Below are 10,983 nucleotides of genomic sequence, written 5' to 3'. Positions count from 1 at the left end.
CCGCCCGGCCGGGGCCGGCCCCCCGGGGTGACCTCCGCGCCGATTCCCGTGACAGCCGATTCCCCTGAAAGGACGTGGAGTTGAGCACCATCGGTACGGTTCGTGGAGGCATCGGAACCCGGCTTCCGGCCCTCACCCGGCGCCCCGCCGCGGCACCGGGCCGGGACGGTCCGGGCGCCTCGGCCGACGAGATAGCGCACTGGCTGTCCGCCCGGGTGCGGGCCGACCGCTTCCGGGTCGAGCGCATCCCGTTCGACCGGCTCCGCGGGTGGTCCTTCGCCCCGGACACCGGCGACCTGGTGCACGACAGCGGGCGCTTCTTCTCGATCCAGGGCGTCGAGGTGGAGACGGCCGACGGCCCGGTGCCGACCTGGCGCCAGCCCATCATCGACCAGCCCGAGGTCGGCATCCTGGGGATCATCGCCAAGGACTTCGGCGGGGTGCGCCACTACCTGATGCAGGCGAAGATGGAGCCGGGCAACCCCAACATCGTCCAGCTCTCCCCCACCGTGCAGGCGACCCACAGCAACTACACCGGCGTGCACAAGGGCGCGCCGGTCGCCTACCTGGAGTACTTCCTCGATCCGTCCCGGGGGCGTCCCGTCGCGGACGTGCTGCAGTCCGAGCACGGCGACTGGTTCAACCGGAAGTTCAACCGGAACACGATCGTGCTGGTCGACGAGGAGATGCCGGTCGCCGAGAACTTCCGCTGGCTGACCCTCGACCGGATCGCCGCGCTGCTGCACCGCGACAACCTCGTCAACATGGACGCCCGCACGGTGCTCTCCTGCCTCCCCCTCCCCGTCTCGGGAGCGAGCGGGCTGATCTCCGTGGAGCACATCGAGGGCTGGCTGGCCGCGGAGCGGGCCCGCCGCTCGCTGCGGGTGCGGCGCGTCCCGCTGCGCGAAACCGGGGGCTGGATACGGACCGCGCACGCGATCCGCCGGGTCCCGGACCGCCACTTCCGCGTGGTCGCGGTGGCCGTCGAGGCGGGCAGCCGCGAGGTGGCCCAGTGGACGCAGCCGCTGGTCGAACCCGTACGGCTGGGGCTGAGCGCCTTCGTGCTGCGGTACTTCTCGGGCGTGCCGCACCTGCTGGCCCGGGCCGGCGTGGAGGTCGGCTTCCAGGAGATCGCGGAACTCGCGCCGACGGTGCAGTGCACCCCGGAGCACCATCGCGGCCGCCCCCGCGGGCCCCGCCACCACTTCCTGGACGTCGTCGAGAACGCCACGCCCTCCCGCGTCCACTACTCGGCCCTCCACTCCGAGGAGGGCGGCCGCTTCCTGAACGCGGTGAGCCGCTACGCCATCGTGGAGGCGGACGGAGCGCAGGCGCCGTCCCAACCACCGCCCGGGTACTGCTGGGTGACGCCTGGTCAGCTCTCCGCGCTGGTGACCCGCGGCGGGCGGGTGAACGTCCAGGCCCGCACCCTGCTCTCGGCGCTGACCACGCGCGCCGTCCGGCTCTGATCCCCCGGCTCCGATCCCCCCGCAACGCCGTCCACGGGGTGCGGGACCGCCACCGCGCGACCGGTGGACCCGCCCCCGCCATGCCCCGAATTCCGCTGCCCCGTCCTTCACCAGGGAGAGCACGTCATGACGGACACCACCGCAACGACCGCCGTCCCCGACCGCGCCGAGATCCTCCGCCGGGCGCGCGAGGTGGCGCCGGTCCTGAGGAACAACGCGCCCTGGGGCGACGAGAACCGGCGCCTGTCGAAGGAGACCGTCTCGGTCCTGGCGGACGCCGGCCTGCTCCGCACCCGGATCCCCAAGCGCCTCGGCGGTTTCGAGGTCGACATGCGCACCCAGGCCGAGCTCCTGGTGGAGCTGGCCCGCGCCGACGGCGCCGCGTCCTGGACGGCCGGCGTCTGGTCGATCAGCGCCTGGGTCGCCGCACTGTTCCCGGACGAGGTGCAGGACCGGGTCCTCGCCTCCCCGGACGCCCTGGTCAGCGGCATCATCAGCCCGACGGCCACCGCCGTCCCGGTCGACGGCGGCATCCTGGTCAACGGCTCCTGGAAGTTCAACAGCGGCGTCCAGCACAGCACCTGGGACACCAACGCGGCGGTCCTGCTCACCCCCGACGCGGCCCCCCGGCCCATCATGACGCTGATCCCGGTCTCCGACCTGGAGGTGGTCGACGACTGGCACACCGTGGGGCTGCGCGGGTCCGGCAGCGTCACCACGGTCGCGCGGGACGTCTTCGTCCCCGCGGAGCGCTACATCCCGATGGAGCCGGTCATGATCGGCGGCGGCGGGGCGGGCAGCAACGCCGGCTCGGAGATCTACCGGGCCCCGATCATGCCGACGGCCTGCGCGACGGTGAGCGCGACCGCCCTCGGCCTCGCGATCGCCGCGAAGGACGCCTTCTTCGAGCGCCTCCCCGACCGGCGGATCACCTACACCGACTACACCGACCAGCGCGAGGCGCCGCTGACCCACCTCCAGGTCGCGGAGGCCGCGGTGAAGATCGACGAGGCGGAGTTCCACTGCTACCGCCTCGCGGACCTCGTCGACGCGAAGAACGCCGCCGCCGAGCCCTGGACGCTGGAGGAGCGCGCCCTGGCCCGCCTGGAGACCGGCGCGGTCTGCGCGCGCGTCAAGGAGGCGGTGGACATCCTGGCCACCGCGAGCGGGGCGTCCTCGGTCTACCTGGACGTACCGATCCAGCGGATCGAGCGGGACGTCCGGACCCTCCACCTGCACGCCGTCATGCACCCGAACACCAACCTCGAACTCTACGGCCGGCTGCTGTGCGGCCAGGCGCCGAACACCCAGTACCTCTGAACCGCCGGTGCGAGCGCGATGCCCGGCCGGAACGAAACGGGAGGCGAACTGTGCTGACGGAGGCCGCGAACGAGGCCGCGCGCCCGGACCTGTCCGCGCCGGTCAGCGAGGCGGGCCGCAGGCTGCTCGGCCTCGTCTCCGAGCAGGTGCCGGCGATCCGCGCCGACGCCGACGTACGGGACCGGACCGGCACCTTCCCGGTCGAGGTCTTCGAACGCTTCGCACGCGCCGGCGTGCTCGGCGGCACCGTCCCGGCGGAGCTCGGCGGGCTCGGCGTGGACCGCCTCCACGACGTCGCCCTGGCGCTCCAGGAGGTGGCCCGGGCCGACGCCTCGACGGCGCTCGCCCTGCACGTCCAGTTCAGCCGGGGCCTGACGCTGGCGTACGAGTGGCGCAACGGCAAGCCGGAGGCCGCGGCGCTCGCCGAGCGGGTGCTGCGCGCCATGGCGACCGGCGAGGCGCGGGTGTGCGGCGCCGTCAAGGACCCCCCGGGCACCGTGACGCGGCTGGAGCCGGACGGCTCCGGCGGCTGGCTGCTCTCCGGCCGCAAGACGCTGGTGAGCATGGCCCCGGTGGCCACCCACTTCTTCGCCTACGCCCTGGTCGAGGCGGACGGCCGCACCTGCCTCGCGGCGCCCCTCGTCGCCCTCGGCACCCCCGGCCTGACCGTCCTGGACACCTGGGACGGCCTCGGGATGCGCGCCTCCGGCACCTGGGACATCGCCTTCGACCGGTGCCCCGTACCGGACGCCGACGTGCTGGTGCGGGGCCCGGTCGGGGAACGCGGCGACGCCGCGCTGGCCGGGCAGACCGTCAGCTCGATCACCATGCTCGGCATCTACCTGGGCGTCGCCCGGGCCGCGCGGGACGCCGCCGTGGAGTGGCAGCGGGAGCGCCCCGGCGCGCCCGCCGCCGTCCGCACGCTCGTCGCCGAGGTCGAGGCCCGCCTGTACGCGGCGCGCGCCACCACCGCCGCGGCCCTGGCCGAGGCCGACGCGCTGACCGCCGGCGTGCCCGATCCGGCCGTGCGCGGCCCCCGGATGATGACGGCGTTCCAGTGCGCGAAGCTGACGCTCAACCGGCTCGCGCCCGACATCGTCAACGACTGCCTCACCATCGTCGGCGGCGCCTCGTACGCCGGGAGTTCGAGCCTGGCCCGGCTCTACCGGGACGTCCGGGCCGGGTGGTTCATGCAGCCCTACACCTACCCCGACGCCGTCGACCACCTCAGCGCGCGGGCGCTGCGCATCGACCGGGACGACGACTACATGAGCACCCGCGCCGCCCGCCCCGCCGGGCGGCGCTGACCCACCGAGGAGGGCGCAGATGACAACGCGGGTATGGGACTACCTTCCGGAGTACCGGAACGAACGCGAGGACCTGCTCGACGCCGTCGAGACGGTGTTCGGCTCCGGGCAGCTGGTGCTCGGCGCGAGCGTGCGCGGCTTCGAGGCGGAGTTCGCCGCCTGGCACGGGCTGGACCACTGCGTCGGGGTCGACAACGGCACCAACGCCATCGTCCTCGGGCTGGAGGCGCTCGGCGTCGGGCCGGGCGACGAGGTCGTCACGGTGTCCAACACGGCCGCCCCGACCGTGGTCGCGATCGACGCCGTGGGGGCGGTGCCCGTCTTCGTCGACGTGCGCGAGGACGACTACCTGATGGAAACCGACCTGCTCGAGGCGGCCGTCACCGACCGCACCAGGGCGATCGTCCCCGTCCACCTCTACGGCCAGTGCGTCGACATGGACGCGGTGCTCCGGGTGGCGCGCGAACACGGCCTGGCGGTCCTGGAGGACTGCGCCCAGGCGCACGGGGCACGCCACCGCGGCCGGACGGCCGGCACCATGGGCGACGCCGGCGCCTTCTCGTTCTACCCGACCAAGGTGCTGGGCGCGTACGGCGACGGCGGGGCCGTGGTCACCCGCGACCCGGAGACCGACCGCGCGCTGCGGCGGCTGCGCTACTACGGGATGGAGGAGACCTACTACGTCGTCGACACCCCCGGCCACAACAGCCGGCTGGACGAGGTGCAGGCCGAGATCCTCCGGCGCAAACTGACCCGCCTGGACGCGTACATCGAGGGCCGCCGGAGCGTGGCGCGCCGCTACCAGGAGGCGCTCTCCGACCTCGCCGCCCCCGACGGCCTGGTGCTGCCCCGGACCACGCCCGGCAACGAGCACGTCCACTACCTCTACGTGGTGCGCCACCCGCGGCGCGACCTCGTCCTGAAGGAACTGCTCCGGCACGACATCGCCCTGAACATCAGCTACCCGTGGCCCGTCCACACCATGAAGGGGTTCCGCCACCTCGGCGTGGGCGAGGGCGCGCTGCCCGTGACCGAGCGGCTCGCCGGCGAGATCTTCTCGCTGCCGATGTACCCCTCGCTGCCCCCGGACCTCCAGGACCGGGTGATCGAGGCCCTGCGCGAGGTCCTGGCCGGGCTCTGACCTCCCGCTCCCCCGCGCCCGCAGCCGCAGCCGTGCCGACGACGATGACGATGGAGGCCCGACGATGACCGACCGGATCGACACCGCGCCGCCCGCCCCGCCCGCCCCACCGCACCCGTGCCGGATCTGCGGCGCGGCGACCGAGGAGTTCCTCGACCTCGGCCGCCAACCGCTCTCCGACGCCTTCCCGGCGCGGACGCCCGTCGCCGACGAGTTCTTCTACCGGCTCCGGGTCGCCCGCTGCACCGCCTGCACCATGGTGCAGCTGGTCGACGAGGTGCCCAGGGAGCGGATGTTCCACGAGGACTACCCGTACTACTCGTCCGGGTCGGCCGTGATGCGCGAGCACTTCGCCCGCACCGCTGGCGGGTTCCTGGCCTCGGAACTGGCCCGCGACGGCGCCTTCGCCGTCGAGATCGGCTGCAACGACGGGGTGATGCTCCGGACCGTCGGCGAGGCCGGCGTCCGCCACCTGGGCTTCGAACCCTCCCGCAAGGTCGCCGAGGTCGCGCGCGCAGCCGGCGTGCGGGTACGCGGCGACTTCTTCGAGGAGGCGACCGCCGCCGACGTCCGGCGCGCGGAGGGGCCCGCCGACGTGATCTACGCGGCCAACACCATCTGTCACATCCCCTACCTGGAGTCCGTCTTCCGCGGCGTCGACGCGCTGCTCGCCCCCGACGGCGTGTTCGTCTTCGAGGACCCGTACTTCGGCGACGTCGTCGAGAAGACCTCCTTCGACCAGATCTACGACGAGCACTTCTACCTCTTCACCGCGCGCTCCGTCCACGCGATGGCCGAACGCTTCGGCTTCGAGCTCGTCGACGTCCGCCGACTGCCGGTGCACGGCGGGGAGATCAGGTACACCCTCGCCCGGCCCGGCACCCGGCGCCCCTCGCCGGCCGTGGGCGAGCTGCTCGCCCACGAGGAGGAGCGGCGGCTCGCGGCCCCGGACACCCTGCGCGGCTTCGCCGACGCCGTGGCGGCGGTCCGGGACGACCTGCTCGCGCTGCTCACCCGGCTCCGCGACGAGGGCCGCACGGTGGTGGCCTACGGCGCGACGGCCAAGAGCGCGACGGTCGCCAACTACTGCGGCATCGGCCCCGACCTGGTCTCCTTCGTCTGCGACACCACCCCGGCCAAGCAGGGCCGCCTGACCCCCGGAACGCACATCCCGGTGCGCCCCGCCGAGGCGTTCGCCGACCCGTACCCGGACTGTGCGCTGCTCTTCGCCTGGAACCACGCGGACGAGATCATGGCCAAGGAGACCGGTTTCCGCGAGGCCGGCGGCCGGTGGATCCGCTACGTCCCCGAGGTACGCGTCGACTGACCGCGGCCCACCCGGCCGGGGAACGGCCTTCCCCGGCCGGCCCGCGAGGAGAGGAGTGCCATGGACGTACGGGAGTTGGCGGTCGAGGGCGCGCTGGAGTTCACCCCGCGCGTCTTCCCCGACGACCGGGGGGAGTTCCTGTCCGGCTACCAGGAGGCGGACTTCCGCGCGGCCACCGGGAGAACGCTGTTCGCCGTCCGACAGGCCAGCCACAGCCGGTCGCGGAGCGGGGTGCTCCGCGGGGTGCACTACACGGCCACCCCGCCCGGCTGCGAGAAGTACGTGACGTGCCCGCGCGGGCGGGCCCTGGACGTCGTCGTCGACCTGCGGGTCGGGTCCCCGACCTTCGGGCGGTGGGACTCCGTCGAGCTCGGCCCGGACCGGTACCGCGCCGTGTACCTGCCCGTGGGCGTGGGGCACCTGTTCCTCGCGCTGGAGGACGACACCGTCGTGTCCTACCTGCTGTCACAGGAGTACGTCCCGCGCAACGAGCTGGCGCTGTCGCCGTTCGACCCCGCGCTGGCCCTGCCCGTCCCCGAGGCGTCCCGGACGCTCCTCTCGGCGCGCGACCGGGACGCGCCGTCGCTCGCCGAGGCCCGCTCCGCCGGGCTGCTGCCCGACTACCGGGAGTGCCGGCGGGCCGGGTCCGGAGGGCGGTGATCGGCTAGCCTGGACCGCAACGCTGGGGAGGTCCGGGTGGCGGTCGTCGTCGAGGAACTGCTGCGCCGGTCGGCGCCGCGCGCGCTCGGCCTGCTCACCCGGCGCCACCCCACGCAGTTCGACCACTGCGAGGACGCCATGCAGGAGGCGCAGCTCGCCGCGGTCGTGCAGTGGCCGCGGGACGGGGTGCCGGACGACCCGGTCGCCTGGCTCCTCACCGTCGCCACCCGCCGCCTCCAGGACGTGATCCGCAGCGAGAGCGCCCGGCACCGGCGCGAGGCCGTGGTGGTGGCCCGGTCGGCCGCCGGCGAGCCGGCCGTCCCCCCGGCCGACGAGGCCGGCCCGGGCGACACCGACGACACCCTGCGCCTGCTGTTCCTCTGCTGCCACCCCGAGCTCTCGCCGCAGGCCCAGGCCGCGCTGACGCTCCGTGCGGTCGGCGGGCTGACCACCGCGGAGATCGCCCGTGCCTTCCTGGTGCCGGAGGCCACCATGAGCCAGCGGATCCGGCGGGCGAAGCAGCGGGTGAAGGAGGTCGGGGGCGGGTTCCGGATGCCCGTCGGCGAGGAGGGCGCCGCGCGGGTGCAGGTGGTCCTCCAGGTGCTGTACCTGATCTTCAACGAGGGGCACACCGCGTCCAGCGGGTCGACCGTGGTGCGCCCGGACCTGACGGCGTGGGCGCTGCGCCTGGTCCGTGACCTGCACCGCGCCCTGCCGCAGGAGGGCGAGGTGGCGGGGCTGCTCGCGCTGATGCTGCTGACCGAGGCCCGGCGGGACGCCCGCTCCGCACCGGACGGCGCGCTCGTCCCGCTCGCCGACCAGGACCGGACCCGGTGGGACCGGGACGCGATCGCGGAGGGGGTCGCCCTGGTGGCCCGGACCCTCGAACGCTTCGGGCCCGGCCCGTACCGCTTGCAGGCCGCGATCGCCGCCCTGCACGCGGAGGCGCCCGGCGTCGCGGAGACGGACTGGCCGCAGATCCTGATGCTGTACCGCATCCTGGAGCGCATCGCGCCGAGCCCGGTGGTCACGCTCAGCCGTTCGGTGGCGACGGCCATGGTCCACGGCCCGCTCGCCGGGCTGGAGGTGCTCGCCGAGGTCGCGGACGACCCCGCGCTGGCGCAGAACCACCGGGTCGACACCGTCCGGGCCCATCTGCTGGAACTCGCGGACCGCCCCGCCGAGGCCGGGGCCGCCTACGAGGCCGCGGCGCGGCGCACCGAGAGCGACCCCGAGCGGCGCTACCTGCTGGCGCAGGCGGAGCGGGTCCGTCAGCCGGGCGGGTCCCGGGGCGGTGCGGTCCGCGGCGGCCCGGCGGGCCGGTGCGGGGGTCAGGCCGGGTAGCGGTGCTTGGCGGTGAGCCCCTCCAGGACCGGGACGAGGTCGTGCGGGCTCGGCAGGGCGGCGGACTGCTCGGACACCCGCGCGGCGCCCTCCCGGAAGGCCGGGTCCTCCAGGACCCGCCGCAGCTCGGAGCGGAGCAGCTCGCCGGTCAGCCCGTCGGCGTCGGCGACGTAGCGGCCGGCGCCCTGCTCCTCCAGCCCGGAGGCCATCGCCACCGGCCCCCACCACTTCTCGCTCCAGTACACGTTGGGCACGATCAGCTGCGGGACGGCGTGTTCGACGGCGGCCGCGAAGGCCCCCGCCCCGCCGCTGTGGATGACGGCCGCGCAGGTGGGCAGGAGGTCGTTGAGCGGGACGAAGTCGACCACCCGCACGTTGTCGGGAACGCGGAGCCCCGGCGGGAGTTGACCGGGGGCGAGGGTCGCGACCACCTCGACGTCGAGGTCCGCGATGGCGTCGAAGACCTCGCGCGGCGAGGCGGACACCCCGTGGCCGCGGCCCTCCCGGTGCGCCAGTCCGAGGGTGAAGCAGACCCGCCGCCGCTCCGGGCGCCGGTACACCCAGGACGGCGTGGCGCTCGGGCCGTTGAACGGGACGTGCCGCATCGGGACGTACGGGATCCCGGCCGGGCGCCAGACCCAGGTGGGCATCGGGAAGACCGTCCACTGCCCGAGGACCGCCTCCTCGTCGAACTCCACGCCGAACCGGCCGAACACCGGTTCCAGCCACTCCCGCAGCGGATCGACGCCGTCCCAGTCGGAGCCCTGCGCCCGCCACTGCGCGCGGCAGGCCGTGCGCAGCTGGCCGAGCCCGTCCGCGCCGAACAGCATGCGGGCGTGCGCCGCCCCGACCCGGCGGGCGGCGGGCGCGCCCGAGAGGACGAAGGTGTCGGAGACGACGAGGTCGGGGCGCCACAGCTCGGCGAACGCGACCAGGTCGTCGAAGGACGAGTCGGGGTTGAACAGCATCCGCCAGCCGGCCGCGTTGGAGGCCAGCTCGGCGGTCGGGTCGCCGAGGGGGTAGTCGCTCTGGTGCGACTTCCGGCCCCCGGCCGGCGCCGCCGGGGCGCGCTCCGGCTCCGACCGCGCCATCAGGTCCCCGAGGTCGACCTCCTCGCCGATCGGCACGGGCGTGAGCCCGGTGCGGACGACGTCCTCGGTCAGGCGGGGCGAGCAGGCGACCCGGACCTCGTGGCCGGCCGTGCGCAGCGCCCAGGCGAGCGGCGTCTGCACGTAGAGGTGCGAGCGGAACGGTGCGGTGACGAACAGTACGCGCAACGGGCCCTCCGAGCTCGGACGATTCCCGGTGATTCTGGCACCGCGACGGACGGCCGCACTTCTCGCGGAGTGCTGTGTTCGGGGCGGCGGGGGCGGCGGGCGGCCGGGCCGGCCGGGAACAGCACGATCGAGGAAGCCCCCGCCCGCCGGGCCTCCTAGCATCGGCAGCCATGGATGACAGGTACGCCCCCAGCGCACTGTGGGAATACAACAACTCCGTCAAGGTGACCGAGCAGGGCGTGGCCGAGCTCGGATCCTTCAAGTCCGAGCCGGTGAACTTCAAGCTCGCCCTCTGGGATCCGCAGGTCAACGGCGTCCGCTACCTCAAGGCGCTCATCTTCGAACTCGCCACGCGGCTCACGCCGGAGAACCGGTCCCGCCTGCGCCGGATCCGCGGCCGCGAACTCGGCTCGCCCATCACCGTGACCCACGACGGCGACCGGGTCTGCATGGACTACCTGCTCGCCGTCCACGAACTGGACTTCATCTCCCGCCACCTCCCGCTGGACGGCGCCCGCGTCCTGGAGATCGGCGCCGGCTACGGCCGGACCTGCCACGCGATCTTCGCCAACCACCGCGTCGAGGAGTACTGCATCGTCGACCTGGCCCGCGTGCTCTCGCTGTCGCGGGCGTACCTCGGCAGGGTGCTCGCCCCCGAGGACTTCGCGCGCGTCAGGTTCGTCCCGGTCGACGACACGGACGACCTGGACCGGGCCCTCGGCGGGAGCCGCTTCGAACTCTGCCTCAACATCGACTCGTTCGCGGAGATGCCGCCCGGGACAGTGCTCAACTACCTCGACCTGGTCGACCGCCGGTGCGCGGCGCTCTACGTGAACAACCCGGTCGGCAAGTACCTGGAGAAGGAGCTGGACAACCACGCCCAGGGCGAGGAGGTCGTCCGGATGGCCCTGGCGACCGGGCTGCTGCGGGACGTCCTCGACATCCACGACAGCCGCGCCGTCGAGGCGCTGGCGCCGAAGTTCCTCTCGTCCTACCGCCCCGGGCCGCACTGGGAGACCGTCGCCGACGGCGGGGCCGTCCCGTGGAGCTACTACTGGCAGGCGCTGTACCGGCGGTCCACGGCGCCCGGCGCGGGCCCCGACGAGGGCTCCGACGCGGGCGCCGGCGCGGCGTGAGC

At 74.2% G+C, this 10,983-nt stretch carries 9 protein-coding genes; 8 read left to right on the top strand and 1 reads right to left on the bottom strand.

Annotated features, from left to right (window positions below; translation table 11 throughout):
- Positions 1–80: 80 nt before the first annotated feature.
- The 7 genes from ACFU7Z_RS26670 to ACFU7Z_RS26640 all read left to right on the top strand — a co-directional run bounded on the left by ACFU7Z_RS26670 (position 81) and on the right by ACFU7Z_RS26640 (position 8,568).
- Entirely contained in the window at positions 81–1,469 is a 1,389-nt protein-coding gene (locus tag ACFU7Z_RS26670) for an NDP-hexose 2,3-dehydratase family protein (protein WP_380780148.1), read from the top strand.
- A 126-nt stretch (positions 1,470–1,595) separates the two neighbouring features.
- Entirely contained in the window at positions 1,596–2,789 is a 1,194-nt protein-coding gene (locus tag ACFU7Z_RS26665) for an acyl-CoA dehydrogenase family protein (protein WP_380780146.1), read from the top strand.
- A 50-nt stretch (positions 2,790–2,839) separates the two neighbouring features.
- A complete protein-coding gene (locus tag ACFU7Z_RS26660) occupies positions 2,840–4,096 on the top strand; it encodes an acyl-CoA dehydrogenase family protein (protein ID WP_049650263.1) in 1,257 nt (418 codons plus the stop codon).
- A gap of 19 nt (positions 4,097–4,115) precedes the next feature.
- The gene (locus ACFU7Z_RS26655; RefSeq protein WP_380780144.1) at positions 4,116–5,237 is read left to right on the top strand and encodes a DegT/DnrJ/EryC1/StrS family aminotransferase; all 1,122 of its coding nucleotides are present in this window, start codon (positions 4,116–4,118) and stop codon (positions 5,235–5,237) included.
- A 64-nt stretch (positions 5,238–5,301) separates the two neighbouring features.
- A complete protein-coding gene (locus tag ACFU7Z_RS26650) occupies positions 5,302–6,564 on the top strand; it encodes a methyltransferase domain-containing protein (protein ID WP_380780142.1) in 1,263 nt (420 codons plus the stop codon).
- A 60-nt stretch (positions 6,565–6,624) separates the two neighbouring features.
- Positions 6,625–7,224, top strand: a complete 600-nt coding sequence (locus tag ACFU7Z_RS26645; protein WP_074002845.1) for a dTDP-4-dehydrorhamnose 3,5-epimerase family protein — start codon at positions 6,625–6,627, stop codon at positions 7,222–7,224.
- 36 nt (positions 7,225–7,260) lie between these two features.
- On the top strand, positions 7,261–8,568 hold the full coding sequence (locus ACFU7Z_RS26640; RefSeq protein ID WP_380780140.1) for an RNA polymerase sigma factor: 1,308 nt from the start codon (positions 7,261–7,263) through the stop codon (positions 8,566–8,568).
- Here the strand turns inward: ACFU7Z_RS26640 and ACFU7Z_RS26635 are convergent.
- On the bottom strand, positions 8,556–9,845 hold the full coding sequence (locus ACFU7Z_RS26635; protein ID WP_380780138.1) for an activator-dependent family glycosyltransferase: 1,290 nt from the start codon (positions 9,843–9,845) through the stop codon (positions 8,556–8,558). The two genes, ACFU7Z_RS26640 and ACFU7Z_RS26635, sit on opposite strands and share 13 nt — an antisense overlap.
- Before the next feature lie 170 nt (positions 9,846–10,015).
- Between ACFU7Z_RS26635 and ACFU7Z_RS26630 the strand changes: the two genes are divergently transcribed.
- The gene (locus ACFU7Z_RS26630; protein WP_380780136.1) at positions 10,016–10,981 is read left to right on the top strand and encodes a putative sugar O-methyltransferase; all 966 of its coding nucleotides are present in this window, start codon (positions 10,016–10,018) and stop codon (positions 10,979–10,981) included.
- The last annotated feature ends 2 nt before the right edge of the window (positions 10,982–10,983 follow it).

It is taken from the genome of Kitasatospora sp. NPDC057518, from assembly GCF_042802075.1.
Classification (GTDB): domain Bacteria; phylum Actinomycetota; class Actinomycetes; order Streptomycetales; family Streptomycetaceae; genus Kitasatospora.
Note: the sequence above shows the minus strand (reverse complement) of the source record. Positions and strands in the feature narration are given on the sequence as shown.